Below are 26,107 nucleotides of genomic sequence, written 5' to 3'. Positions count from 1 at the left end.
TTTCCTAAAATAAAAAAGCCCCATTAAAATGGGGCTTTAATAATTTATGCTTGTCCTGCCGGACCAAAATTAAGCGGTATTGGTGCTTGTTCCGTCTCTTTGATTTCGCCGTGAGCGCTTTCAAAACGATGAATATTTTCTCCAATTGCTTTTAATAATCTTTTAGCATGTTGTGGCGTCAAGACAATTCTTGACTTTACTTTGGCTTTAGGAATACCAGGCATAATACTCACAAAATCTAAAACAAATTCTGATGATGAGTGGTTGATAATCGCAAGATTAGAATAAATTCCTTCTGCGACAGTTTCATCTAACTCAATATTAATTTGTTCTTGTTGGTTCGAATTACTCATAGTTTCCTAATTTAATAGATATACTCTTCTTTATTAGCCATCATTTCATTGTAATCGTCTTTAGATCCTACGATAGTGTTATCGTATTCTCTCATACCAGTTCCTGCAGGAATTCTGTGTCCAACAATTACATTTTCTTTCAATCCTTCTAAATCATCTACTTTACCAGCTACAGCAGCTTCGTTAAGTACTTTCGTTGTCTCCTGGAATGAAGCCGCAGAGATGAATGATTTAGTTTGTAGCGAAGCTCTTGTAATACCTTGTAAAACTGGCGTTGCAGTTGCAGTAATTACGTCTCTTGCTACAACAAGATTTTTATCATTTCGTTTCAACAATGAGTTTTCATCACGTAGTTCACGAGGAGAAATAATCTGACCTGGTTTCAGTACAGCAGAATCTCCTGAATCTTCAACTACTTTCATACCGTATAATTTATCATTTTGAACGATAAAGTCTTTAGTGTGAATTAATTGATCTTCTAAGAATAATGTATCTCCCGGATCCTGAACTCTTACTTTACGCATCATTTGACGGATAACTACCTCAAAGTGCTTGTCATTAATTTTTACCCCTTGTAAACGGTATACCTCTTGAATTTCATTTACCAAGTACTGTTGAACAGCAGCTGGTCCTTGAATTCTTAAGATGTCATCTGGTGTAATTGCACCGTCAGACAATGGTACTCCTGCTCTTACGAAGTCATTTTCCTGTACTAAGATTTGGCTAGAAAGTTTAACTAAATACTTTTTAATCTCACCAAATTTAGATTCGATAACAATTTCACGGTTACCTCTTTTGATTTTTCCAAAAGAAACAACACCGTCAATTTCAGAAACAACCGCTGGGTTAGAAGGGTTACGAGCCTCAAGCAACTCAGTAATTCTTGGTAAACCTCCCGTGATATCGCCTGCTTTAGAAGAACGACGTGGGATTTTTACTAATACTTTACCTGCTTTAATTTTCTCTCCGTTCTCAACCATAAGGTGAGCTCCTACTGGTAAGTTATACGAACGAATTAATTCACCTTCTTTACCGTAAACCAATAAAGTTGGAATTAATTTTTTATTTCTTGCTTCAGAAATTACTTTCTCCTGGAATCCTGTTTGCTCATCGATTTCAACCATGAACGATTGTCCTTGCTCTAAATCCTCGTAAGCAATCTTACCAGTAAATTCAGAAACAATTACACCATTATATGGATCCCACTTACAGATCACAGATCCTTTAGTAACTACTTCACCATCCTTAACAAAAATACTAGATCCGTAAGGAATATTGTGTGTATTTAAGACGATTCCAGTTTTCTCATCAACTAATTTTAATTCAGTTGAACGTGATACTACGATATCTACCGCATTACCTTCACTATCTTCACCTTTTACAGTTTTTAAATCTTCAATCTCAAGTCTACCGTTGAATCTTGTAACAATACTAGACTCTTCAGAAATACCTCCGGCAACCCCTCCAACGTGGAACGTACGAAGTGTTAACTGTGTACCTGGCTCACCAATAGACTGAGCTGCAATAACTCCAACAGCTTCTCCTCTTTGTGTCATCTTACCAGTAGCTAAGTTTCTACCGTAACATTTAGCACAAATACCTTTTAAAGCCTCACAAGTTAACGGAGATCTTACTTCTACTCTTTCAATCGGAGAAGCTTCGATAACTCTCATGATTGCTTCAGTAATTTGTTGTCCAGATTCAACCAGAACTTCATTAGTAAGAGGATTAATAACATCTTGCAATGCAACACGTCCTAAAATTCTTTCTCCTAAAGATTCAACAATTTCCTCATTTTTCTTCAAAGCAGAAACTTCAACACCTCTTAATGTTCCACAATCTTCGATGTTAACAATAACATCTTGAGAAACGTCATGAAGTCTTCTTGTTAAGTATCCGGCATCGGCAGTTTTAAGAGCCGTATCCGCAAGTCCTTTACGAGCACCGTGAGTAGAAATGAAGTACTCAAGGATCGAAAGACCTTCCTTAAAGTTAGAAAGAATCGGGTTTTCAATAATCTCACCACCACCGGCAGTAGATTTTTTAGGCTTAGCCATCAAACCACGCATACCTGTTAACTGACGAATCTGTTCCTTAGAACCCCTCGCCCCAGAGTCAAGCATCATATATACAGAGTTGAAACCTTGTTGGTCTTCTCTAATATTTTTCATTGCTAATTCTGTTAACTGAGCATTTGCAGAAGTCCATACGTCAATAACCTGGTTGTAACGCTCGTTATTGGTAATAAGACCCATGTTATAATTCACAGAAATACCTTCAACTTGCTCTCTGGCATCTGCAATTAATTTAGTTTTTTGTTCTGGAATTCTAATATCACCAAGAGAGAATGATAAACCTCCTCTAAATGCGAATTTATAACCCATATCTTTCATATTGTCCAAGAAAGCTGCCGTTGTAGGTACATCAGTCACACTTAAAATGTGTCCGATAATATCTCTAAGGTTTTTCTTAGTCAATACATCATTGATATATCCAGCTGCTTCAGGTACTACTTCGTTAAATAATACACGTCCTGCAGTTGTTTGAATAATTTTGAACACTAATTCTCCAGCGTCATTAAAATCTTTTGCTCTAATTTTCACACGAGCATTCAATTCTAATCTTCCTTCGTTTAATGCAATATTTACTTCTTCAGCAGAATAGAATGTTAAGTCTTGACCTAAAATAATGTGTTCTGGTGTAGAGATACGTTCTTTGGTCATATAATATAGACCCAAGACCATATCCTGAGAAGGTACAGTAATTGGAGCACCGTTTGCAGGGTTCAAGATATTGTGAGAAGCCAACATTAACAATTGTGCCTCTAAAATAGCCTCTGGTCCTAATGGCAAGTGAACTGCCATCTGATCCCCATCAAAATCGGCGTTGAAAGCCGTACATACTAATGGGTGCAATTGGATCGCTTTTCCTTCAATTAATTTTGGCTGGAAAGCTTGAATACCAAGTCTGTGTAACGTAGGAGCACGGTTAAGTAATACTGGGTGACCTTTAATTACATTTTCAAGGATATCCCAAACTACAGGCTCTTTTTTGTCTATGATTTTCTTAGCAGATTTTACTGTTTTAACAATACCTCTTTCGATCAATTTACGGATAACGAAAGGTTTGTATAACTCAGATGCCATATCTTTTGGCAATCCACATTCGAATAATTTTAATTCAGGACCAACAACAATTACCGAACGAGCAGAATAATCCACACGTTTTCCAAGTAAGTTTTGACGGAAACGTCCTTGCTTACCTTTTAAGGAATCAGATAATGATTTTAATGGTCTGTTTGATTCTGTTTTAACAGCAGAAGCTTTACGCGTGTTGTCAAATAATGAATCTACAGATTCCTGTAACATACGTTTTTCGTTTCTTAAGATAACTTCGGGAGCTTTAATCTCCATTAATCTTTTCAAACGGTTGTTACGGATGATTACACGACGGTATAAGTCATTTAAATCTGAAGTTGCAAAACGACCTCCATCAAGTGGCACAAGCGGACGTAATTCTGGTGGAATAACAGGAACCACTTTCATAATCATCCACTCAGGACGGTTTTCGCGGTTTAAGTTAGACTCACGGAAAGACTCAACAACTTGTAATCTTTTTAAAGCTTCAGTTTTACGTTGTTTAGATGTTTCGTTATTAGCACTGTGTCTCAATTGGTAAGACAACTCATCTAAGTCGATACGAGCTAATAAATCCATAATACACTCTGCTCCCATTTTGGCAACAAATTTATTAGGATCTAAATCATCTAAATATTGATTTTCTTGCGGAAGAGTATCTAAAATATTCAAATATTCTTCTTCAGTTAAGAAATCTAATCTTTGTAAAGATTCTCCATCTGCATTTTTAGCAATACCAGCCTGAATTACTACATATCTTTCGTAGTAAATGATCATATCTAATTTCTTAGATGGAAGACCAAGGATATAACCAATTTTGTTCGGAAGAGAACGGAAGTACCAGATATGAGCAATTGGCACAACAAGGTTGATGTGTCCTACTCTGTCACGACGTACTTTTTTCTCCGTAACTTCAACACCACAACGGTCACAGATGATACCTTTGTAACGAATTCTTTTATATTTACCACAGGCACATTCAAAATCCTTAACAGGTCCGAAGATTCTTTCACAGAAAAGTCCGTCACGCTCTGGTTTGTGAGTTCTGTAGTTGATAGTTTCTGGTTTCAAAACCTCTCCTCTTGATTCTTTCAAGATAGATTCAGGTGAAGCCAATCCAATTGAAATTTTATTAAATCTTTTAACTGGATTTTTATCTTTATTATTATTTCTATTATTCATCATAGTTTTTACTATTGATTTATCTGCAATTAAAAATTGATTTTAACTTGTAATTTACCTTACTAAAGGTTAATTTACTAAGTCGCTACCTCGGATTACTTCTCTAAACTTCAAACTAAATTTTGAAGTGCTAATTATAAAACTTTTCAGGTTTAAATAAAAAATCGGAACGGGTTACGGGTATAAATCCTAAAAACTTTTATAAATGAGTAATCAGCTTTCGGATATTACTATCCGAAAACTGAAAACTACCTAATACTTATTATTCTTCTAAACGAATGTCAAGTCCAAGACCTTTCAATTCATGCATTAATACATTGAATGATTCTGGCAATCCTGGTTCTGGCATAGACTCACCCTTAACGATAGCTTCGTAAGTTTTAGCTCTACCAATAACGTCATCCGATTTAACTGTTAAGATCTCACGAAGAGTACTTGATGCTCCATAAGCCTCAAGTGCCCAAACCTCCATCTCTCCAAAACGCTGACCTCCAAATTGAGCTTTACCTCCAAGTGGCTGTTGAGTGATCAACGAGTATGGTCCGATAGAACGTGCGTGCATCTTATCATCAACCATGTGTCCTAATTTAAGCATGTAAATTACACCCACAGTTGCAGCTTGATGGAAACGCTCTCCAGTACCACCATCATAAAGGTGTGTATGTCCGAAACGTGGTACTCCAGCTTCATCAGTCAAAGCATTGATTTGATCTAAAGATGCACCGTCAAAAATTGGAGTAGCAAATTTTCTACCCAAGTTCATACCAGCCCATCCAAGAACAGTCTCATAAATCTGACCAATGTTCATACGTGAAGGTACCCCAAGTGGATTCAATACGATATCTACTGGTGTTCCGTCTTCAAGGAAAGGCATATCTTCATGACGAACGATTCTTGCAACAATACCTTTGTTACCGTGACGTCCTGCCATTTTATCCCCTACTTTCAGTTTACGTTTTTTAGCGATATAAATTTTCGCTAATTTCAAGATTCCAGATGGTAATTCATCTCCAACTGTAATAGTGAATTTTTCTCTTCTTAAAGATCCTTGTAAGTCGTTCAGCTTAATTTTATAGTTATGAATTAAATCATTAACCATTTTATTAGTAGCGTCATCAGCAACCCATTGACCTTTGCTTAAGTGAGCAAAATCCTCTACTGCGTAAAGCATTTTTTGAGTATATTTTTTACCTTTAGGTAAAACTTCTTCACCCAAATCATTCATTACACCCTGAGATGTTTTTCCGTTAACGATCAAGAATAATTTCTCAACCAATCTGTCTTTTAATTCAACAAATTTAGTTTCGAATTCCATTTCTAAAGCGCCTAAAGCATCTTTATCCTGAGTACGTTTACGTTTATCTTTTACGGCTCTTGCAAATAATTTTTTGTCAAGAACTACACCATGTAAAGATGGAGAAGCTTTTAATGAAGCATCTTTTACATCACCTGCTTTATCCCCAAAGATTGCACGAAGCAATTTCTCTTCAGGAGTAGGATCTGATTCTCCTTTTGGTGTAATTTTTCCGATCAAAATGTCGCCAGGTTTAACCTCTGCTCCAATTCTGATCATACCGTTTTCATCTAAATCTTTAGTAGCTTCTTCAGAAACGTTAGGAATATCGTTTGTTAACTCTTCATTTCCTAACTTAGTATCTCTAACCTCTAATGAATAATCATCAACGTGGATAGAAGTAAAAATATCATCACGAACTACTTTTTCAGAAATTACAATCGCATCCTCAAAGTTATACCCTTTCCATGGCATGAACGCAACTTTTAAGTTTCTACCTAAAGCTAATTCACCATTTTGAGTAGCATATCCTTCTGATAATACTTGTCCAAGAACCACTCTGTCACCTTTTCTTACGATTGGTTTCAAGTTGATACTTGTTCCCTGATTGGTTTTTCTAAATTTAATTAAGTTGTATGTTTTTTCATCAGCATCAAAACTTACCATTCTTTCTTCTTCGGTACGGTCGTATTTGATAGTAATGATGTTAGCATCAACATATTCTACAGTTCCATCTCCTTCAGCATTAATCAATACTCTAGAATCTGAAGCTACCTGACGCTCTAAACCTGTACCAACAATTGGTGCTTCCGGACGGATCAAAGGAACCGCCTGACGCATCATGTTCGATCCCATCAAGGCTCTATTCGCATCATCATGTTCCAAGAAAGGAATCAATGAAGCCGAAATCGAAGCAATCTGGTTAGGAGCAACGTCTGTATAATGTACAACAGATGGTTCAACAACCGGGAAGTCACCTTCCTCACGAGCAATAACATTTGTTGCTGTGATTTTTCCAGTCTCATCCATTTCAATGTTTGCCTGAGCAATCATTTTTCCTTCTTCTTCTTCTGCACTTAAGTAAATTGGAGTACTTTCTAAATCAACTACACCATTAGTTACTTTACGGTATGGAGTTTCGATGAATCCCATTCCGTTAACTTTTGCATAAACACCAAGAGATGAAATCAAACCAATGTTTGGTCCCTCTGGAGTTTCAATCGGACATAAACGACCATAGTGTGTATAGTGAACGTCACGAACCTCAAATCCAGCTCTCTCTCTCGAAAGTCCACCAGGTCCAAGGGCAGAAAGTCTTCTTTTGTGCGTAATCTCAGCTAATGGATTCGTTTGATCCATAAATTGAGATAACTGGTTAGTACCAAAGAAAGAGTTGATAACCGATGACAATGTTTTAGCATTAATCAAATCGATTGGTGTAAACACCTCGTTATCTCTAACGTTCATTCTCTCACGAATAGTTCTAGCCATACGTGCTAAACCAACACCGAATTGTTGAGACAATTGTTCTCCAACTGTTCTAACACGACGGTTTGATAAGTGATCAATATCATCAATCTCTGCTTTAGAGTTGATCAACTCGATCAAATATTTTACAATGGTAATGATATCTTCTTTGGTAAGCACTTGCTTTTCCATTGGGATATCTAAACCAAGTTTTTTGTTCATTCTGTAACGACCAACTTCACCTAAGTTATAACGTTGATCAGAGAAGAACAATTTATCTATAATACCACGAGCAGTTTCCTCATCAGGCGGTTCAGCGTTACGCAACTGACGGTAAATGTGCTCTACAGCTTCTTTTTCAGAGTTTGTTGGATCTTTTTGTAATGTATTGTGGATAATAGCATAATCTGCCTGGTTATTATCCTCTTTGTGTAACAAAATAGATTTAACGTTAGAATCAATGATTTCTTCAACATTATCTTTGTCGATAATTGTATCACGATCAAGGATGATTTCGTTACGTTCGATAGAAACTACCTCACCGGTATCTTCATCAACGAAATCCTCGTGCCAAGTGTTCAATACACGTGCAGCAAGTCTTCTTCCAATATATTTTTTAATACCTGTTTTAGAAACTTTAATTTCTTCAGCAAGGTCGAAAATTTCAAGGATATCCTTATCTCTTTCGAATCCAATAGCACGGAATAAAGTTGTAACCGGTAATTTTTTCTTTCTATCGATATAAGCATACATTACGCTGTTGATATCTGTAGAAAATTCTATCCAAGAACCTTTGAAAGGAATTACTCTGGCAGAATAAAGTTTTGTTCCATTTGCGTGGAATGATTGACCAAAGAAAACTCCTGGAGAACGGTGTAGTTGAGATACTACTACACGCTCAGCACCATTGATAACAAAAGTACCACTTGGAGTCATATAAGGTATTGTTCCAAGGTAAACGTCTTGTACAATAGTTTCAAAATCTTCGTGTTCTGGATCTGTACAGTATAGTTTTAACCTGGCTTTTAAAGGCACACTATAAGTAAGACCTCTCTCTATACATTCTTGAATTGTATAACGTGGCGGATCAACAAAATAATCTAGGAATTCCAATACAAAGTTATTTCTTGTATCTGTAATTGGGAAATTTTCCATGAAGGTGTTGTATAACCCTTCGTTGCCTCTTTCGTCAGATTTCGTTTCTAATTGAAAGAAATCTTTAAAAGATTTAACCTGAACATCTAGAAAATCTGGATAGTCAGGGATATTTTTAGTAGAGGCAAAATTCAATCTTTCAGTCTGATTTGTTATCATCAATGGACAAAATTTTGATTAAAAAAAAGTAATTTTTTTTGTGTGAAACACACTGTTTAATCTATACTTTCTTATTATAATCAATACATCTTTAAAAATAAACCAGTAAAACAGTTCAATTTTTTTTCTTCGTATTGATCAAAAACTTTTTCGTATTTTAAACTATTTGATAATAAAACTTGATATATTTTATTATACGAAAAATGGTTTAGGCCATTGAGCGTTCACTCAAGACCTAAACCTAGTTCTTAAAACTGAGTTGAATTATTTAAGCTCAACTACAGCTCCAGCTTCTTCTAATGATTTTTTAAGACCTTCAGCCTCTTCTTTAGAAACACCTTCTTTAACGTTGCTTGGAGCACCGTCAACTACATCTTTAGCTTCTTTCAAACCTAAACCTGTAAGTTCTTTTACTAATTTCACAACTGCTAATTTAGAAGCACCAGCTTCTTTTAATACAACTGTAAATTCAGTTTGTGCTTCTTCAGCAGCACCTTCTCCACCACCAGCAGCAACTACTACAGCTGCAGCAGCAGGCTCGATACCATACTCGTCTTTTAATATTGTTGCTAATTCGTTAACTTCTTTAACTGTTAAGTTAACTAATTGTTCTGCGAATTGTTTCAAATCTGCCATTTTTTCTATCGTTTAAAATGATTTGTAAAATATAATTTATTTATTGTGCGCTAATTAAGCTACCAGGAAAATCAATTCCTCGTACGAATTATTATGCTTCAGCTTCTTCTTCGCTACCAGCGAATTTGTTTTGTAAAGCTGAAATAATTCTTTGTGCTGGTGATTGCAATAATCCAATAAGTTCTCCAAGAAGTTCTTCTTTAGATTTAATAGTTGCTAATGCATCTAATTGATCATCTCCAATGTAAACTTCAGAATTAATATAAGCTCCTTTTAATACAGGTTTAGCTGATTTTTTTCTGAAATCTTTAATAATTTTTCCAGGTGCATTTGCAACATCTGAAATAAATATAGCACTGTTACCTGTCAATACTGAAGGTAAATCACCATAGTCATTAGCAGAAGCTTCCATTGCTTTTGCAAGCAAAGTGTTTTTTACAACCTCTAATTTAATACCTGCTTTAAAGCAAGCTCTTCTCAAGTTTGAAGTTGTTTCTGCGTTTAATCCAGAAATATCAGATACATAAATAATATTTGTACCAGCTAACTGTGCAGTTAAATCTTCAATCGCGATTGATTTTTCTTCTCTAGTCATACTAAAAATTATTAACTACCAATTATACTGCTTTAGGGTCCAATGCAATTGCAGGACTCATAGTGCTTGTAAGGTGAATACCTTTAATGTAGGTACCTTTAGCAGCAGTTGGTTTAAGTTTGATTAATGTTTGAATAATTTCGTGTGCATTGTCATAAATTTGCTCAGCTCCAAAAGAAACTTTACCAATTCCTGCATGTACGATACCAGTTTTATCAACTTTAAAGTCAATTTTACCAGCTTTAACCTCTTGAACAGCTTTTGCAACATCCATAGTTACAGTACCTGTTTTAGGGTTTGGCATTAAACCTCTAGGTCCTAAAATACGACCTAATGGACCTAATTTACCCATAACAGCTGGCATAGTGATGATAACATCAACATCTGTCCAACCATCTTTAATTTTTTGTAAATAATCGTCAAGACCTACATAATCAGCTCCAGCTTCTTTAGCTTCTGCTTCTTTATCCGGAGTAACTAATGCTAATACTTTAACGTCTTTACCTGTTCCGTGAGGTAATGTAACTACACCTCTAACCATTTGATTCGCTTTTCTTGGATCTACACCCAAACGAACTGCGATATCAACAGACTCATCAAATTTTGCAGAAGCTATAACTTTAATTAATGCAGCTGCATCTTTTAAAGAGTATAGTTTGTTCTTTTCAATTTTTGAAGCAGCCTCTTTTTGCTTTTTTGTTAATTTTGCCATTTCTTTCTCTTAATTAAAAAGGAGCATCTCCTGATACAGTTATACCCATAGATCTAGCAGTTCCAGCGATCATGCTCATTGCAGATTCGATTGTGAATGCATTTAAATCTACCATTTTATCTTCAGCGATTGCTTTGATAACGTCCCAAGTAACGCTAGCTACTTTTTTACGATTTGGTTCACCTGATCCAGACTTTAGCTTTGCAGCTTCCAATAATTGGACAGCAGCTGGAGGAGTTTTTACAACAAAATCAAATGATTTGTCTTTATACACAGTAATTTGTACTGGGCATATTTTGCCAGGTTTATCTTGTGTTCTAGCATTGAACTGCTTACAGAACTCCATGATATTAACCCCAGCAGCTCCTAAAGCAGGTCCAACCGGTGGCGACGGATTCGCAGCACCTCCCTTAACTTGTAGTTTAACTACCTTACTAATTTCTTTAGCCATTTTTTAAAAAATTTAACACCCTAATCATTGGAAGCGATTACGGTGGTTATTATAGATGTAACAAAAATTATACTTTTTCAACTTGCATAAAACTCAATTCTAATGGAGTTTTTCTTCCGAAAATCTTCACCATAACTTCAAGTTTACGCTTTTCTTCATTGATTTTTTCAACCGTTCCGTTGAAGCCATTGAAAGGACCATCGATCACTTTAACAGTTTCTCCTAAGTTGAAAGGAATAGCACGAGTATCTGTATTTACAGCTAACTCATCTACTTTACCTAACATTCTATTTACTTCAGAAAGTCTCAAAGGAACAGGTTCTCCGCCTTTGATCTCACCTAAAAATCCAATTACACTAGTAATAGACTTAATAATATGAGGTATCTCACCAACTAAATTGGCTTCGATCATAACATATCCAGGGAAATAAACTTTATCCTTAGACATTTTCTTTCCTTCTTTTACAGTAACTACTTTTTCTGTAGGTACTAAAACTTGGGAAACATAATCACCCATACCTAATCTGGCAATCTCAGTTTCGATATAAGCTTTGACTTTATTCTCTTGTCCGCTTACAGCTCTAACTACGTACCATTTTTTCACATTATTATCTGCCATCACAAAAAAATTATCCTTTTAACCAGTTAAAAAATCCAGCCAAAGCTTTTGCAAAAAATTCGTCTACTCCCCAAGTTGCCAAGGCGAATAAAACCGAAAATACAGCCACAACAATTGTCAATTTTTGAACCTCAGCCCAAGCAGGCCAAGTAACATTTGACTTTAACTCTTCGAAAGCCTCTGATAAATAATTAGTAACTTTTGTCATTTGATATATTTTTTATTGCACGGGCGGAGGGATTCGAACCCCCATCAACGGTTTTGGAGACCGCTATTCTACCCTTGAACTACGCCCGTAATTAAAGCCAGTGACTTCAGTTAAGAAAATCAACTGGCTTTTAAAAATTTTTATAGGATTATCCTACGATTTCAGTTACCTGACCTGCACCTACAGTTCTACCACCTTCACGGATAGCGAAACGTAAACCTACGCTCATCGCGATTGGGCTTAATAAAGCAACATTGATAGTCAAGTTATCTCCTGGCATTACCATCTCTACTCCTTCTGGTAAAGTAATAACTCCTGTTACGTCAGTTGTACGTACGTAGAACTGTGGACGGTAGTTATTATGGAATGGAGTATGACGTCCACCTTCTTCTTTTTTCAAGATATAAACCTCAGCTTTGAAAGTAGCGTGTGGTTTTACTGATCCCGGCTTAATGATAACCATTCCTCTTTTGATAGATTCTTTATCAATACCTCTTAACAATAAACCTACGTTATCTCCAGCTTCACCTCTATCAAGGATTTTACGGAACATCTCAACTCCTGTAATAGTAGAAGTTAATTTATCAGCTCCCATACCAATGATTTCAACTGGATCTCCTGTATTAGCAATACCTGTTTCGATACGACCTGTAGCAACAGTTCCACGACCAGTAATTGTAAATACATCTTCAACCGGCATCAAGAATGGCTTAGCTACGTCACGCACTGGCTCTTCGATCCAAGCATCAACAGCATCCATTAATTCAATGATTTTTGGTACCCAAGCAGGATCGTTATTCAATCCTCCTAAAGCAGAACCTTGAACTACAGGACCATTATCTCCATCATATTCGTAGAAAGATAATAAATCTCTAATTTCCATTTCAACAAGCTCTAACAATTCAGCATCATCAACCATATCCACTTTGTTCATGAAAACAACGATTCTTGGAATACCTACCTGACGACCTAAAAGGATGTGCTCACGAGTTTGTGGCATTGGACCATCTGTAGCAGCAACTACTAAGATAGCTCCGTCCATTTGAGCAGCACCAGTAACCATGTTCTTTACGTAATCCGCGTGACCTGGACAGTCAACGTGAGCGTAGTGACGGTTAGCTGTTTCATACTCTACGTGTGATGTATTAATAGTAATACCTCTTTCTTTCTCCTCTGGAGCGTTATCGATTTGATCAAACGATTTTGCTTGACAGTAACCAGCATCAGACAATACTTTTGTAATTGCTGCAGTTAATGTAGTTTTTCCGTGATCCACGTGTCCAATTGTACCTATGTTTAAGTGCGGTTTGGAACGATTAAAATTCTCCTTTGCCATTTTACTTAATTTTTAATCTTAGTTATATATTAATTTTCAATTTCCTACTTACTTGAGCCAACTACGGGAATTGAACCCGTGACCTCTTCCTTACCAAGGAAGCACTCTACCTCTGAGCTAAGTCGGCAGAGAGTTCTGATTTAGATTGTATTTTATAGATTTAAGATTTAAAACCTAAAATCTACGCTCTGAAATCTTAACTTCTTTTTGTGGGGAGAGCAGGATTCGAACCTGCGAAGTTCACACAGCAGATTTACAGTCTGCCCTCGTTGGCCGCTTGAGTATCTCCCCTTTATTTTATCAATAATTGCATGAACAATTTCAAATCGCATTTGAAATATTTAGAGCCGGCGGAGGGACTCGAACCCACGACCTGCTGATTACAAATCAGCTGCTCTAGCCAACTGAGCTACGCTGGCAATATCAATAAAAAAGTCCGCTATTTCTAACGGACTGCAAATGTAGCTATTTTATCTTTGTATCAAAACATTTTTTGAAAAAATTTTTCAATTATATGTGTGCTCTTATTTTTTCTTTCCTTTTTACCAATACACGCTCTAAAGATTCAGCCGAAAGCTCAACTGCTTCTTCGAATGTTTTGCATTGTTTTTTAACCAAAAAATCATCTCCCGGGACATTAATCTTAATCTCTACTGCCTTATTCTCCTTATCACTTGTTCTTTCAACTTTTAAAAAAATGTCTGCCGAAACAACTCGATCGTAGTATTTTTCTAATTTATCCATTCTTTCCTGAATAAAATCCACTAATTTTCTGTCAACAGTAAAGTTAACTGCATGAACATCTACCTTCATAATACAAATTTTAGGGTTAAACATTTAAGAATTATTATTTATTTCTGGGATGAGCGTCACCATACACCTTTTTAAGCTCTGCTAAACTATTATGAGTATAAACTTGTGTAGACGCCAAACTCGAATGTCCTAATAATTCTTTAACTGAATTTAAATCTGCTCCGTTATTTAGCAAGTGAGTTGCAAAAGTATGCCGAAGCACATGCGGACTCTTTTTTACCTTTTCAGAGACTTTACTAAAGTATGAATTTATTAAACGATACACAAAAGATTCACTCAATTTTAACCCTTTTACCGAAATAAAAAAATATTCATGATCGACGATCTTCTCAACCATAGCTCTTTCCTGCAAATACAAATTAAACTGCTCTGTAATTATTGGCAGTATCGGAATAATACGTTCTTTATTTCGTTTTCCTAAAACCTTAATTACACTTGAAGACAAATCAACATTATACTTCATTAAATGTATCAACTCTGCCCTACGCATTCCTGTAGTATAAAAAAGGTCTACGATTAGTTTATCCCTGACTTCCTCGAATCCGGATGGATTTCCAACTTCCTGCATTAAATCCGATAATTCTTTTTCAGAAAACGGAATCTGAACAATTTTAGGCGTTTTTAATGCTTTATGCTTCAGCATTGGACTCACCTCTATTTGCTTTGTTTTTAAAAGGAATTTATAGAATGCTTTTAATGAAGACATTTTTCTATTTACTGATACATTAGAAATACCATCATCGACAAGCGAAACAATCCAACTTCTGATTTGACCGTAATTTACCTGCTCGATATTTACCTGCTCGAATTGAGCTTTATTGAATGCTTCAAAAAATAAAATATCATTTAAATAAGCATTGACTGTATGTGGGGAATATTTTTTTTCTAATTGAAGGTAATCACGAAATGCTTCTTTATTTGATTTCATAAGAATATATACTTTTTCATTTCACATAAACTCATATCCTGTCATTAAAAAGAATATTATTTATTTCAAAATTAAGCATAAAAAAACCGTTAGTATCAAAATTTGATAACTAACGGTAATTATTTTTGAAAAGCTAATACTAACTCTCTAAACCATCTCTCATGTTTTGGATGTAAGCAGCTTTTTGAATTTGTGCTCTTTTGATAACAGAAGGCTTAATAAAAGCAGTACGCGCTCTTAGTTGACGAACAGTTCCTGTTTTATCAAATTTTCTTTTATAGCGCTTTAATGCTCTATCGATATTTTCTCCGTCTTTAATTGGTATAATTAACATAATATTGACACCTCCTCTCGTTAAGGCTGCAAAAGTAAATATTAATTATGAATTATGAGTTATGAATTATGAATTATTTTTTTGAGAATATAAAAAAGAGAGGAAAGAATAAGGAATTTAGACTGTCTTTGATTTTACAAAACTTCTAATTACAACTAGATGCGTGAGGGATTGCAATGGAAATCCTTTTTTGTTTTTTCTTTAAAAACAAAAAAGATTGTAATGAAAAGCCCGACCATAAAAACAAAAGCCACTTAGCGGCTGCTAAATGGCTTTTGTTTTTATGGGCACGCCCAAATTATTCTACTCTATATTATATTACTTCAATAAATTTCTTGAAATAACTAATTTTTGAATTTCAGTTGTTCCTTCTCCTATAGTACATAGTTTTGAATCACGATAGAATTTCTCTACCGGAAAGTCTTTTGTGTAACCATAACCACCATGAATTTGAACGGCTTCGTTTGCGATTTTGACACAAGCTTCTGAAGCATACATTTTTGCCATTGCACCCAATGTGGTAACTGGTTTATGTTGTTGCTTTAAGAATGCTGCTTTATGCAACAGTAATTCTGAAGCTTCGATCTCGGTTGCCATATCGGCGAGTTTAAAGGAAATTCCCTGAAAACTACTAATAGGCTGTCCGAACTGATGTCTTTCTTTAGAATATTTAAGAGCAGCCTCGTACGCTCCTTTTGCGATTCCTAATGATAAGGCACCGATTGAGATACGACCTCCGTCAAGTATTTTCATTGCCTGAACAAATCCTTGCCCAACTTCTCCTAATCTATTAGCATCAGGAACTCTGCAACCATCAAAAACCAGTTCTGCAGTTTCGCTGGCACGCATTCCTAATTTATTTTCTTTTTTACCTGATGTAAATCCTTTCATTCCTTTTTCGAAAACAAAAGCGGTCATACCTTTTGAATCTCCTTTTTCTCCGGTACGCACAATTACAACAGCGATATCTCCAGAAATTGCATGTGTTATAAAGTTTTTAGCTCCGTTTACAATCCATTCATCACCGTCTTTTACTGCTGTAGTATTCATTCCGCCAGCATCAGATCCTGTATTGTGTTCTGTTAAACCCCAGGCTCCTATGTATTCTGCGGTAGCCAATTTAGGTAACCATTTTTTCTTTTGTTCTTCGTTTCCAAAAGTTAGAATATGATTGATACATAATGAATTATGCGCTGCAACTGATAAACCAATTGAAGGATCTACTTTTGAAATTTCTTCTACAACTGTAATGTATTCATGATACCCCAATCCTGATCCTCCATATTCTTCAGGCACTAAAACTCCCATATATCCCATTTCGCCTAATTTTTTAAATAGGTCAACTGGAAAAATTTGAGCCTCGTCCCATTCCATAATATTAGGTCTGATATTTTTTTCGGCAAAATCTTTTATAGATTGAGCAATCATCGACTGCGTTTCGTTATATTCAAAATTCATTATAAGTTGCTTTTGTTTTAGAACTCCAAATATAAACTAATTATTTTTGCTTTTTCAACAGGAAAACCTTTAATTTTTGATAAATCCTCAATATTATTAATATTTCCGTTCATACTTCTATACGTTACAATTTGTTTTGCCAAGGCATATTTGAAATAAGTGAACTGCGATAATTCTTTTAAAGACGCATCGTTTATGGCTATTTTTTTAAATGAAGAAGGTAATACGACTTTAAAATGAGTATTGAGTTCACTGATAACTTCTGGCGAAAGCCCCCATACATCATTCATTTGTTCCATAGAAACAAAACATCCTAAAATTTCTTTTTGTTTTAGAATTCTTGCTGATAATGCTTCGCCAATGCCATAAATTTTAATCAAATCTTCTTGCGTCGCCTGATTGATATCCAGAACTATAATTTTTTCCTTTTTGAAATTGTCTTTTTTAAAATTCTCCTTTGTTGCGAATTCTTTTCTTTCTGTTTTAAAATCAGTTTTATTCTTAGTCCAATCTGGAAATTTAAATAGTGGTGCGATTGTATTTAATAAAGAATCTGAAACTTTTGTTACATCCTGAAACTCTTTTGCTGAATTTACATATTTGTTCTCTTTGCGAAAAGCCAACAAACGATCGATTTCCTGAACTGACATTCCTAATTTATAGCCTTTATAGTCTGTAATAAAATTGGGATTGAAAGAATAGACTTTTGGTTTCTCACTAAGTTTGGCAAGTTTCATAGCATCAATTTCTGATTGCAAAGACATCCATTCGTCTTTTTCCTGAAAAGATTTTTCGGGTGAGCTAAAGTCGACAAAAAAATAAATTGTCTGTAATATCATTATAAAAATAAAAAGTAAAAAAATTCCTGTACGTTGTTGTTTTGTAAACTTCAAATATTTTGCAAACGGGCTAAAATTCATTACAATTAAAATTATTGTTTTCTAATAAATCCTGTAAATTAAGGGAAAAATGATTAATTTAACAAGAAATATACTAAATATGTTATTGTTTTTAAAATTGCATTTTTCGCTAATAAAGGCCAATTAATTTAATGAATCCCAGCAGTTAAAGAATAATCAACGGAGGTTTTAGCAAAAAATTTAATATTTTATAACTTAAAAAGAGATAATTGTTTTTATTTTTTACAAAAAACGATACATTTGGAGCTTAATAACAATAAACCAATATTATAATATGTCAATTTGGAAAACTAAACCACTTTCGGTATTGCTTGACGAAGCTTCCGAATCTGAAAAAGGCTTGAAAAGAACTCTATCTTCACGGTCGCTCGTTGCACTTGGAGTTGGAGCCATTATTGGAGCCGGATTATTCTCGTTAACAGGAATTGCTGCTGCAGAACATGCAGGACCAGCAGTTACTCTTTCTTTTGTTTTAGCAGCCGTTGGATGTGCTTTTGCCGGACTTTGTTATGCAGAATTTGCTTCTATGATTCCGGTTGCGGGTAGTGCATATACCTACTCTTATGCTACAATGGGAGAATTTATGGCTTGGATTATTGGCTGGGATTTAGTTTTAGAATATGCTTTGGGAGCCGCCACAGTTGGTGTAAGTTGGTCCCGCTACTTATTAGAATTACTAAACAAATACGGAATTCACCTCCCTCACGATTTTATATGTTCGCCCTGGGAAACTCTTAAACTTAGTGACGGTACAGTAATCGAAGGCGGTATTGTTAACCTACCTGCGATTTTTATTGTATCGATGTTATCTTTATTATTGATTAGAGGAACAAAAGAATCTGCATCATTAAACAACTTTTTAGTTGTTGTAAAGGTTGCTGTAGTACTTGTTTTCATCATTTTAGGATGGAGCTTTATTGACACGGCAAACTATACTCCTTATATTCCTGAAAACACAGGTGTTTTTGGTGAGTTTGGATGGTCAGGAATTGCTGCTGGTGCTGGAACTGTATTCTTTGCCTTTATTGGTTTTGATGCTGTATCTACAGCTGCTCAGGAGGCTAAAAACCCTCAAAAAGGAATGCCAATTGGTATTTTAGGATCGCTTATTATATGTACCTTATTATATGTGTTTTTTGCTCACGTAATGACAGGTCTTGTTAATTATAAAGAATTTGCCGGAGATGCCAAACCTGCTGCAACTGCTTTTGCAAAAACAGGTTACGACTTTTTACAAACTGGTTTAATTGTAGCTATTTTAGCGGGTTATACTTCTGTAATATTGGTAATGCTTTTAGGTCAAAGCCGTGTGTTTTATACTATGAGTAAAGATGGTTTATTACCTCCATTCTTCAGTTCTATTCACTCTAAATTTCGTACTCCGTGGAAAACTAACCTTTTCTTCTTAGTATTCGTAAGTTTATTTGCTGGATTGGTTCCGGTAAGCGATTTAGGACACATGGTAAGTATTGGAACATTATTGGCCTTTGTACTTGTTTGTATTGGTGTAATGGTAATGCGTAAAAGAATGCCAGATGCTCCAAGATCTTTCAGAACACCTTTAGTACCATTTGTGCCTATTGCAGGTATCGTAATTTGTTTGGCTTTGATGTATTCATTACCTAACGAAAGCTGGGTAAGACTTGTAGTCTGGATGGCATTAGGAGTAGCAATTTACTTTGTTTATGGTAAGAAAAACAGTAAACTGAATAATCCGGAGAAATAATTTTCTAAAGAGATATAAAAAAAGGATCATAGAGTAAATAACTTTATGATCCTTTTTTTATGTTTTTAATCTTATAAATCGAAAACTGATGTTCGTTTAGCACGAATTAAATCTTTTAGTCTAATCCAAAAAGCTAAAGTCAGATAAACTCCAAATCCTAAACCTGCAGTAACAAACGAAATGTAAATAAAAAATAATCGTACACTTGTTACACGCATACCTAATTTATCGGCCAATCTTGAAGAAACATGAAAACCATATTTTTCGAAAAAGAATTTGAGTTTTAAAATAGCTGACATAGGTAGATTTTAGATTTTAGATTTTAGATTTTAGATTTTAGATTTTAGATTTTAGATTTTATCCTTCGCATTCGCTCAGGATTTTATTATTTTCTACGAAAAACAAAAGTACAAAATTATCTCATTGACTCATTTTCTAATTCTCTAATTCTGGTTATTCTTCAGTAACTCCATACCAAGTGCGCATTTTAAACATGCTTTATGATTGCAGTATTCATTTTTAAGTTCTAATAGTGTTTGGGTTTCAAAAGCATTTTTTGAAGCAATTCCGAAGGATTGAAATTTATCTATAATAGCATTTTTCTCGGGGGTAACTTCATTCATAAACGTGATTAATTCCTCGGCAATAGATTCCCCTCTTATATTAGAATAAGCAAACTGAATAGGAATTATAGTATTTATAATGATAAGATCCAGAAAGGATTTAGATAATGATTTTGGTTTCGTTATACTTTCTTTATCAAACTGATAATGGTTTTGCCAATATAAACTAGCCGACACACCCAACAGATTATAAACACTTTTAACTGACCTGAGTTCTATTATTTTTGAAAATAAATTTTGATGTTTGTGATATAAATTAGCCAATTGCGAAAGACGAATGGTTGGGAAATTATCCGGACGGTGTTTAAAAAATTGTACAGCATCTATATGTCGTTTCTCTAATTGATATTTGGTAAGAAGATAATAATACCTCAGTTTTAGATCTGTAAAGTAGATATCTTCCTTATCATCGTCTAATAATCCTGATGCACCTAAAAGTAGTGCTTCGAGATTTTCGACTTCGAAACTTTCTTTTCTGATAATAGAAAATGGAATAGATTTAGCGATTTGCAAAAACGAATTTCCATTTGTATTTAAACCAAAATTCTTTGCTAACAGGGAAAATAAAACTCCTTCCCAATCCTGATTTGTTTCTTCCAGCAACTCATAAATAAATTTTGATTTGCGTTCTAAGCGATCAAAAAATAATCTTTCCTGCCAGTTGTTAAATGTAAAATCGTCAATTTTCCCGATGCTTTTTTCGCAAAAGATCCAGGACTTAGGCGACACTAAAGAATTATAATTGGATAAAATTTCTGAAGGAACATAGTCTTTCAGAATCAAAACAGGAATTTCTCTATTATTTTTTCCAAATATTTCGGTGTCATGTTCCCACACTACATGCAGAATTACATTTTCGTAAGCCACATCTTTTTCATGACCATGAACATACCAATCCGAAGACTTTAAATGAATCTCGACATTTCCCGCCCATTTTTGATTTTCTATCACAATTTGGGCATTAAAAAAGTCGGGGCCGGCAAGTTCTAAATAATCTCCAGTTTTAATAATCGTGATTTGCTCGCCCTGAGTAGTTTTTAAATTCAGGGTTTCGAACTTTTTGAATTTCCAGAGATAATGAAGAAAATCTTCTTTCATTTTTTAGACTTTTACTTTGGTTTATAAAAAGTCTAAAATTAAATAAAATAATATTAATCTTACAAAATATTACATTATTATCTCAACATATACAATTTAGCACAAGCTCTTGCATCAGATAAGGCTTCGTGATGATTTAGCTGAATTTTCATTTCACGACAGCAATCACTTAATTTAGTTGGTTTAAAACCTTTTGCCTTGTATATCTTAACGGTACATTCCCATTTTTCAGCTATATTCAAATCTTCATATTGCAAACCGTAAAGCATCATCGATTTCATTAAAACATTACGATCAAAGCTTTCGTTATGTGCCACTACCACTCTGTTCTTTAATCTCTTTTCGATTTCAGGATAGACCTGCACAAAATTTTTGGCATTAATGGTATCTTTTGGATAGATTCCGTGTACACGTATCGTAAAAGGATTGTACTCGTTTTTAGGCGGTTTTATTAAAGTAACAAACTCATCAACAATTATTCCGTTCTCTACAGTAACAATTCCAACAGAGCACGGATGATGTCCTGTAGCAGTTTCAAAATCTATCGCGGTAAAAGTCATTTTCGAATGTATTAAGCTAAAAAATCCATAAATCTAATTTGTTCCTATTAGATTTATGGATTTAAATTTTATTAAAACTATTTTATTTTATTGCTCCAATGATATCATATTTGGTTATAATATGATGATTTCCGTTTCCAAGATCAACTAAAACAGCATCATTTTCTTTGGTAAACAATTTAGAAACTTCTTCGATTGGAGTTCCTAATTTTACAATTGGGAATGGTTTGCCCATTACTTCTTTAATTGGTTTTTCGGCTACGTTTTTATCCGCAACATAACTTCTAAATAAATCTGTTTCATCCACAGAACCTACAAATCCGTTAATATCTACAACCGGAATTTGCGAGATTTTATATTTACGCATACGCTCGATAGCGTGCGAAACCAATTCTTCTGTACGAACAACGATCAATTGTTTATCGATATGATCTTTGATAACATCTTCAGCCTTTGTAATGTTTTCTTCTAAGAAACCACGCTCACGCATCCAGTCATCATTAAACATTTTACCTACGTAACGGCTTCCTGAATCATGAAATAATACCACAACTACATCTTCTGGCTTAAAATGTTCTTTAAGCTGTAACAAGCCTTTTATACAAGCTCCGGCAGAGTTACCTACAAAAATAGCTTCTTCAAGTGCAATTTTTCTGGTGTAAACCGCTGCATCTTTATCTGTTACTTTTGTAAATCCGTCGATTAAAGAGAAGTCTACGTTTTTAGGTAAAATATCTTCTCCAATTCCTTCGGTGATATACGAGTAAATTTCGTTTTCGTCGAAAATACCGGTTTCGTGGTACTTTTTAAAAACAGAACCATAAGTATCGATTCCCCAAATTTTAATGTTTGGATTTTTTTCTTTTAAATATCTCCCAACACCAGAAATAGTTCCGCCTGTTCCTACTCCAACTACAAAATGAGTAATTTTTCCATCTGTTTGTTTCCAGATTTCCGGTCCTGTTTGTTCGTAATGTGCCAATGAGTTTGACATATTATCGTATTGGTTTACATACCATGAATTTGGTGTTTCCTCGGCCAGACGTTTTGAAACAGAATAATATGATCTTGGATCTGTTGGTTCAACATCTGTAGGACAAACTACAACTTTGGCACCTACTGCACGCAAAATATCCATTTTTTCTTTAGACTGTTTGTCTGATATCACACAAATCAGTTTATATCCTTTAATGATAGCTACAAGCGCTAATCCCATTCCGGTATTTCCAGAGGTTCCTTCAATAATAGTTCCTCCTGGTTTTAATCGGCCATCTGCCTCTGCATCTTCAATCATTTTTACGGCCATTCTGTCTTTTACAGAATTTCCCGGATTAAAAGTTTCGACTTTTGCCAATACTAACGCATCAATTTCAGCAACAATTTTGTTGAGTTTTACCAATGGTGTATTACCAATTGTTTCTAAAATGTTATTTGAAAAGTCCATTTCTATTTAATTTAATATTTGATTTTTAATATAATATGCCTGTTTTTATTGGAAGAAATTCCAAACTAAACCAAATCGAATGACAAAATCACGATAAGGATTATTTGGCGCCGAATAATAGTCGCTTTTAGAAAATAAAGCATTTATGTGTTCTGCCTTCAGGTAGAATCTTGTTTGTCTAATTCTGGCATTTACGAAAACATCGAATAACGGATAACCGCCAATTTCTTTATCTTTCTGAACATAAAATTCTCCAACAACAGGGTTGTAACCATTTCCGTAGTACTTTGTAAAGTAATTAAAAACGATTCCGGTTTGCATAAACAAGGCTTTCTTAAAAAAGTGACCTGAATAATAAAACGTATTTCTTGTTACGAAATCCGGTACATTTAAGATTAAATCTGACTGATCTACTTTTTGATATAAAAGTGTATTATCAAGAGCAAAAGCGCCAAATTTAAATTCACGACTTGCTTTTATTTCCAGATAGTTAATCGCATTTCCGTACTGAGCCGGATTTATAATTTGTGTATTAACAGCTTTTTGAGCTGGGTTGGAAACATCTGCAAAGTACAAATGATCGTTTAAAACCGTATACTGAACTTCTCCGTTTAACCAAGGTGTACGAACTGCGGCACTAAGGGAATTAATTTTCTCATTTTTAAAATTGTTCGACCAGTTGTATTGTACATAACTACTTTGGTACAAATTGTAGTTATTATTTGGTAATTTATTGATGTTACGATATCTAAAATCAAACTGGATTTTATCACTAAAATCATATTTCAGTTTAGCATCTAAATCAGATAACGACTGGTTTGTAATCGATCTTGAATATAAAAAACGTCCGTTCCATTTGTTTTTTTGATATTCAAATTGTCCGCCTACATTGTTAATTTGTAAAAATAAATTATCCGGAATCACATTTCCCGCAGCATCAACTAAAACTCTACCATATTTATAATTAGATCTGTAATCGTCTACGAAAAAATTAAATTTCCCTAAAAGAGAGTTTTCATACGCTACTCCTACTTTATTATACAATCTTTCGTAATGTGTCTGATCGTTGATGCCACTTGTTACGTACGAATCTCCAAATCGTCTTACAGATCTGGTACCAACTGTAGAAAGAACTGTTGCCTGATTGTATTCAAAAAATTTGTTCTCGTAATTAAACTGGTGCGTTACATATAAATTATTATTTCCTTCAGTTGGATTAATTCTAAAAGCATGATCAAAAAACAAACGTCGGCCTTTTAAGAACGACTCAGCATCTGTAAGATACACTTGCAATCTTTGACGGTTTTTATAATCCGGATTATCACTTTCAAAGTCAGAAGGCGTAGTAATTCCTCCGTTTTCTTCATTTAGAACATCCTGATAAGTATAATGCCCGTTGATCGCGTATCTTCTGTCAGTTGTAAAATAACTTGTTGTAAATCTAAAATTTCCCGAACTAACCAATTGGTTTATATAATCTCCTTCTGAACGTAAACCTCTGTACGCAATAGAAAAATTCAGATTCTTTGAAGTATTTAAAGTAATAAACGAATCTACGTTCTGACCTTTATTTATGGTTGTATTAAAAAACAATTCGGTCAGCGGTGTTGCTGCTGAGTAGTAATTGATTTGATCTGCCTGTATATAATTAAAGTGTTTTCCGTTAAATCCTATTTCCGGATAAGGAGAAAAACTCGTTAAGCTGTATTGCAAAGTATTATATGTCTGTCCGATATTTGCAAAAGACAAAAGTCCGAAATCATCCTTGCGAAGATTGTTTTGTTTGTACGCACTTTTTAAGGTTAGGGAAGTATCGACATAAGTCGTATCGTGCTCCAGCGTAATAATCTGATATTGATCTATTGTAGCAATTTTTGCCTTTTTCTTTTTAATAGTATCAGTTATACTTGAATATTTTGTATTCATATCTAAACTATTTTTAGAAGTATTTTTTTCCTGAGAAAACAATAAAGTGGGTACAACTAATAGGTATAGAAAAAAGAATATTCTCATTTGATCGCTTTATATGGAATTATTTTGGCAAAATTTGTCTGGCAAAGGTAAAAGATAAAAACGTATAAATAAAAAAACACTTCAATTTATACCATTGCTTTAGCAAATAGTAAGAGAACGAATGTTTTTAAAGAAAATTTTATAATATTTGCGAATCAAATAAAAAAAAGAAAATGCTCGAAAAGAATTTCTCAGGATTTAATCTGGAAACCGGAACTGACGAAGCTGGCCGTGGTTGTCTGGCTGGTCCCGTAACGGCAGCTGCAGTAATTTTACCAACCCACTTTGAGCACGAACTTTTAAACGACAGTAAACAATTGACAGAAAAAATGAGGGTATTTTTAAAACCCATCATCGAACAACATGCACTTTGTTTTTCCGTCACTCATTTGCATCCCAACGAAATTGACGAGATTAATATTTTAAACGCTTCAATGAAAGGAATGCAGGAATGTATCCTGAAATTAAATCAGGTTCCTGAGTTTATTATTGTAGACGGAAATCGTTCTCTGAATGCTAAATTGGGCTTAAAGAATACTTTTGGCAAACAGTTTTCTATCACCGAAATTGAGTTACTAAAATCAATCCCTAATCAAAGTATTATAAAAGGTGATGGAAAATTTTTAAGCATTGCCGCAGCTTCTGTGCTGGCAAAAACGTATCGTGACGAATACATGGATCAAATTCATGAAGAATTTCCCATGTACAACTGGAAACAAAACAAAGGTTATCCGACCAAAGAACATCGGGAAGCCATCAAAAAATACGGAACTACAAAATACCACCGAATGAGTTTTAGGCTCTTGCCGGATCAACTCGAATTGAATTTTGAATAACAAAAAAGACTTATCTAAACAGATAAGTCTTTTTTGTTTGTAAAGTATTT

The 26,107-nt window shown here is 34.5% G+C and carries 22 protein-coding genes and 4 tRNA genes; 2 read left to right on the top strand and 24 right to left on the bottom strand.

Annotated features, from left to right (window positions below; genetic code table 11):
- Nucleotides 1-44: 44 nt before the first annotated feature.
- The 19 genes from L0669_RS10250 to L0669_RS10160 form a co-directional block, all read right to left on the bottom strand.
- Nucleotides 45-353, bottom strand: coding sequence for a DUF3467 domain-containing protein (locus L0669_RS10250; RefSeq protein WP_173969914.1), 309 nt, complete (start codon nucleotides 351-353; stop codon nucleotides 45-47).
- Between the two features lie 11 nt (nucleotides 354-364).
- The gene (gene rpoC, locus L0669_RS10245; protein ID WP_173969915.1) at nucleotides 365-4,675 is read right to left on the bottom strand and encodes a DNA-directed RNA polymerase subunit beta'; all 4,311 of its coding nucleotides are present in this window, start codon (nucleotides 4,673-4,675) and stop codon (nucleotides 365-367) included.
- A gap of 259 nt (nucleotides 4,676-4,934) precedes the next feature.
- Entirely contained in the window at nucleotides 4,935-8,747 is a 3,813-nt protein-coding gene (gene rpoB, locus L0669_RS10240; protein WP_173969916.1) for a DNA-directed RNA polymerase subunit beta, read from the bottom strand.
- Between the two features lie 264 nt (nucleotides 8,748-9,011).
- Nucleotides 9,012-9,383: a 50S ribosomal protein L7/L12 gene (rplL, locus tag L0669_RS10235; RefSeq protein WP_007807437.1), complete on the bottom strand. Its 372-nt coding sequence runs from the start codon at nucleotides 9,381-9,383 to the stop codon at nucleotides 9,012-9,014.
- 91 nt (nucleotides 9,384-9,474) lie between these two features.
- Nucleotides 9,475-9,978 (bottom strand): 50S ribosomal protein L10, encoded by a 504-nt coding sequence (gene rplJ / locus L0669_RS10230; RefSeq protein WP_041517376.1) that lies wholly within the window; start codon nucleotides 9,976-9,978, stop codon nucleotides 9,475-9,477.
- 22 nt (nucleotides 9,979-10,000) lie between these two features.
- Nucleotides 10,001-10,690 (bottom strand): 50S ribosomal protein L1, encoded by a 690-nt coding sequence (gene rplA, locus L0669_RS10225; RefSeq protein ID WP_055094620.1) that lies wholly within the window; start codon nucleotides 10,688-10,690, stop codon nucleotides 10,001-10,003.
- Between the two features lie 13 nt (nucleotides 10,691-10,703).
- The gene (gene rplK / locus L0669_RS10220; RefSeq protein WP_007807442.1) at nucleotides 10,704-11,141 is read right to left on the bottom strand and encodes a 50S ribosomal protein L11; all 438 of its coding nucleotides are present in this window, start codon (nucleotides 11,139-11,141) and stop codon (nucleotides 10,704-10,706) included.
- 67 nt (nucleotides 11,142-11,208) lie between these two features.
- The gene (nusG, locus tag L0669_RS10215; RefSeq protein WP_029273444.1) at nucleotides 11,209-11,760 is read right to left on the bottom strand and encodes a transcription termination/antitermination protein NusG; all 552 of its coding nucleotides are present in this window, start codon (nucleotides 11,758-11,760) and stop codon (nucleotides 11,209-11,211) included.
- 10 nt (nucleotides 11,761-11,770) lie between these two features.
- Nucleotides 11,771-11,968: a preprotein translocase subunit SecE gene (gene secE / locus L0669_RS10210; RefSeq protein WP_041517377.1), complete on the bottom strand. Its 198-nt coding sequence runs from the start codon at nucleotides 11,966-11,968 to the stop codon at nucleotides 11,771-11,773.
- An 18-nt stretch (nucleotides 11,969-11,986) separates the two neighbouring features.
- A tRNA-Trp gene (locus L0669_RS10205) sits at nucleotides 11,987-12,057 on the bottom strand.
- A gap of 59 nt (nucleotides 12,058-12,116) precedes the next feature.
- Nucleotides 12,117-13,304 carry an elongation factor Tu gene (gene tuf, locus L0669_RS10200; protein WP_017496723.1) on the bottom strand — a complete coding sequence of 396 codons (1,188 nt, stop codon included), beginning with the start codon at nucleotides 13,302-13,304 and terminating at the stop codon, nucleotides 12,117-12,119.
- 55 nt (nucleotides 13,305-13,359) lie between these two features.
- Nucleotides 13,360-13,431 (bottom strand) — tRNA-Thr (locus tag L0669_RS10195).
- Between the two features lie 83 nt (nucleotides 13,432-13,514).
- Nucleotides 13,515-13,595: transfer RNA gene (locus tag L0669_RS10190), tRNA-Tyr, on the bottom strand.
- 54 nt (nucleotides 13,596-13,649) lie between these two features.
- Nucleotides 13,650-13,723 (bottom strand) — tRNA-Thr (locus L0669_RS10185).
- A 91-nt stretch (nucleotides 13,724-13,814) separates the two neighbouring features.
- Nucleotides 13,815-14,117 carry a ribosome hibernation-promoting factor, HPF/YfiA family gene (gene hpf, locus L0669_RS10180; RefSeq protein ID WP_056245753.1) on the bottom strand — a complete coding sequence of 101 codons (303 nt, stop codon included), beginning with the start codon at nucleotides 14,115-14,117 and terminating at the stop codon, nucleotides 13,815-13,817.
- A 34-nt stretch (nucleotides 14,118-14,151) separates the two neighbouring features.
- Nucleotides 14,152-15,045 (bottom strand): tyrosine-type recombinase/integrase, encoded by an 894-nt coding sequence (locus tag L0669_RS10175; protein ID WP_263763216.1) that lies wholly within the window; start codon nucleotides 15,043-15,045, stop codon nucleotides 14,152-14,154.
- A 139-nt stretch (nucleotides 15,046-15,184) separates the two neighbouring features.
- Nucleotides 15,185-15,379 carry a 30S ribosomal protein S21 gene (gene rpsU / locus L0669_RS10170; protein WP_026985791.1) on the bottom strand — a complete coding sequence of 65 codons (195 nt, stop codon included), beginning with the start codon at nucleotides 15,377-15,379 and terminating at the stop codon, nucleotides 15,185-15,187.
- A gap of 318 nt (nucleotides 15,380-15,697) precedes the next feature.
- Nucleotides 15,698-16,837 carry an acyl-CoA dehydrogenase family protein gene (locus tag L0669_RS10165; RefSeq protein ID WP_263763215.1) on the bottom strand — a complete coding sequence of 380 codons (1,140 nt, stop codon included), beginning with the start codon at nucleotides 16,835-16,837 and terminating at the stop codon, nucleotides 15,698-15,700.
- 17 nt (nucleotides 16,838-16,854) lie between these two features.
- Complete coding sequence (locus tag L0669_RS10160) at nucleotides 16,855-17,757, bottom strand: ComEA family DNA-binding protein (RefSeq protein WP_263763213.1); 903 nt, start codon at nucleotides 17,755-17,757, stop codon at nucleotides 16,855-16,857.
- A 274-nt stretch (nucleotides 17,758-18,031) separates the two neighbouring features.
- Here L0669_RS10160 and L0669_RS10155 point away from each other — a divergent pair, with 274 nt between their 5' ends.
- On the top strand, nucleotides 18,032-19,483 hold the full coding sequence (locus tag L0669_RS10155; protein ID WP_173969919.1) for an amino acid permease: 1,452 nt from the start codon (nucleotides 18,032-18,034) through the stop codon (nucleotides 19,481-19,483).
- Nucleotides 19,484-19,554: 71 nt separating this feature from the next.
- Here the strand turns inward: L0669_RS10155 and L0669_RS10150 are convergent, their stop codons facing one another.
- From L0669_RS10150 to L0669_RS10130, 5 genes are all read right to left on the bottom strand, one after another.
- Entirely contained in the window at nucleotides 19,555-19,782 is a 228-nt protein-coding gene (locus tag L0669_RS10150; RefSeq protein ID WP_007810860.1) for a PspC family transcriptional regulator, read from the bottom strand.
- Between the two features lie 144 nt (nucleotides 19,783-19,926).
- Complete coding sequence (locus tag L0669_RS10145; RefSeq protein ID WP_263763211.1) at nucleotides 19,927-21,204, bottom strand: DUF2851 family protein; 1,278 nt, start codon at nucleotides 21,202-21,204, stop codon at nucleotides 19,927-19,929.
- Between the two features lie 77 nt (nucleotides 21,205-21,281).
- Nucleotides 21,282-21,764, bottom strand: coding sequence for a 3'-5' exonuclease (locus L0669_RS10140; protein WP_263763209.1), 483 nt, complete (start codon nucleotides 21,762-21,764; stop codon nucleotides 21,282-21,284).
- 82 nt (nucleotides 21,765-21,846) lie between these two features.
- Entirely contained in the window at nucleotides 21,847-23,208 is a 1,362-nt protein-coding gene (locus tag L0669_RS10135; protein WP_173969921.1) for a pyridoxal-phosphate dependent enzyme, read from the bottom strand.
- 45 nt (nucleotides 23,209-23,253) lie between these two features.
- Nucleotides 23,254-25,221, bottom strand: coding sequence for a putative porin (locus tag L0669_RS10130; RefSeq protein ID WP_263763207.1), 1,968 nt, complete (start codon nucleotides 25,219-25,221; stop codon nucleotides 23,254-23,256).
- A 173-nt stretch (nucleotides 25,222-25,394) separates the two neighbouring features.
- Here L0669_RS10130 and L0669_RS10125 point away from each other — a divergent pair, with 173 nt between their 5' ends.
- Entirely contained in the window at nucleotides 25,395-26,057 is a 663-nt protein-coding gene (locus tag L0669_RS10125; protein WP_173969923.1) for a ribonuclease HII, read from the top strand.
- Nucleotides 26,058-26,107 lie beyond the last annotated feature (50 nt).

The organism is Flavobacterium bizetiae, assembly GCF_024271895.1.
Lineage (GTDB): Bacteria > Bacteroidota > Bacteroidia > Flavobacteriales > Flavobacteriaceae > Flavobacterium > Flavobacterium bizetiae.
The sequence above is the reverse complement of the archived record's forward strand: the minus strand, read 5'-3'. Positions and strand labels throughout refer to the sequence as shown.

Excerpts from the sequence above, each read along its gene's own strand:
- rpsU (WP_026985791.1), bottom strand. The coding sequence starts at position 15,379 with ATGTTAATTATACCAATTAAAGACGGAGAAAATATCGATAGAGCATTA.
- rplA (WP_055094620.1), bottom strand. The coding sequence starts at position 10,690 with ATGGCAAAATTAACAAAAAAGCAAAAAGAGGCTGCTTCAAAAATTGAA.
- rplL (WP_007807437.1), bottom strand. The coding sequence starts at position 9,383 with ATGGCAGATTTGAAACAATTCGCAGAACAATTAGTTAACTTAACAGTT.
- L0669_RS10140 (WP_263763209.1), bottom strand. The coding sequence starts at position 21,764 with ATGACTTTTACCGCGATAGATTTTGAAACTGCTACAGGACATCATCCG.
- L0669_RS10145 (WP_263763211.1), bottom strand. The coding sequence starts at position 21,204 with ATGAAAGAAGATTTTCTTCATTATCTCTGGAAATTCAAAAAGTTCGAA.
- L0669_RS10135 (WP_173969921.1), bottom strand. The coding sequence starts at position 23,208 with ATGGACTTTTCAAATAACATTTTAGAAACAATTGGTAATACACCATTG.
- rplK (WP_007807442.1), bottom strand. The coding sequence starts at position 11,141 with ATGGCTAAAGAAATTAGTAAGGTAGTTAAACTACAAGTTAAGGGAGGT.
- hpf (WP_056245753.1), bottom strand. The coding sequence starts at position 14,117 with ATGAAGGTAGATGTTCATGCAGTTAACTTTACTGTTGACAGAAAATTA.
- nusG (WP_029273444.1), bottom strand. The coding sequence starts at position 11,760 with ATGGCAGATAATAATGTGAAAAAATGGTACGTAGTTAGAGCTGTAAGC.
- tuf (WP_017496723.1), bottom strand. The coding sequence starts at position 13,304 with ATGGCAAAGGAGAATTTTAATCGTTCCAAACCGCACTTAAACATAGGT.
- L0669_RS10175 (WP_263763216.1), bottom strand. The coding sequence starts at position 15,045 with ATGAAATCAAATAAAGAAGCATTTCGTGATTACCTTCAATTAGAAAAA.
- L0669_RS10125 (WP_173969923.1), top strand. The coding sequence starts at position 25,395 with ATGCTCGAAAAGAATTTCTCAGGATTTAATCTGGAAACCGGAACTGAC.
- L0669_RS10250 (WP_173969914.1), bottom strand. The coding sequence starts at position 353 with ATGAGTAATTCGAACCAACAAGAACAAATTAATATTGAGTTAGATGAA.
- rplJ (WP_041517376.1), bottom strand. The coding sequence starts at position 9,978 with ATGACTAGAGAAGAAAAATCAATCGCGATTGAAGATTTAACTGCACAG.
- rpoC (WP_173969915.1), bottom strand. The coding sequence starts at position 4,675 with ATGATGAATAATAGAAATAATAATAAAGATAAAAATCCAGTTAAAAGA.
- L0669_RS10165 (WP_263763215.1), bottom strand. The coding sequence starts at position 16,837 with ATGAATTTTGAATATAACGAAACGCAGTCGATGATTGCTCAATCTATA.
- secE (WP_041517377.1), bottom strand. The coding sequence starts at position 11,968 with ATGACAAAAGTTACTAATTATTTATCAGAGGCTTTCGAAGAGTTAAAG.
- rpoB (WP_173969916.1), bottom strand. The coding sequence starts at position 8,747 with ATGATAACAAATCAGACTGAAAGATTGAATTTTGCCTCTACTAAAAAT.
- L0669_RS10130 (WP_263763207.1), bottom strand. The coding sequence starts at position 25,221 with ATGAGAATATTCTTTTTTCTATACCTATTAGTTGTACCCACTTTATTG.
- L0669_RS10150 (WP_007810860.1), bottom strand. The coding sequence starts at position 19,782 with ATGTCAGCTATTTTAAAACTCAAATTCTTTTTCGAAAAATATGGTTTT.
- L0669_RS10155 (WP_173969919.1), top strand. The coding sequence starts at position 18,032 with ATGTCAATTTGGAAAACTAAACCACTTTCGGTATTGCTTGACGAAGCT.
- L0669_RS10160 (WP_263763213.1), bottom strand. The coding sequence starts at position 17,757 with ATGAATTTTAGCCCGTTTGCAAAATATTTGAAGTTTACAAAACAACAA.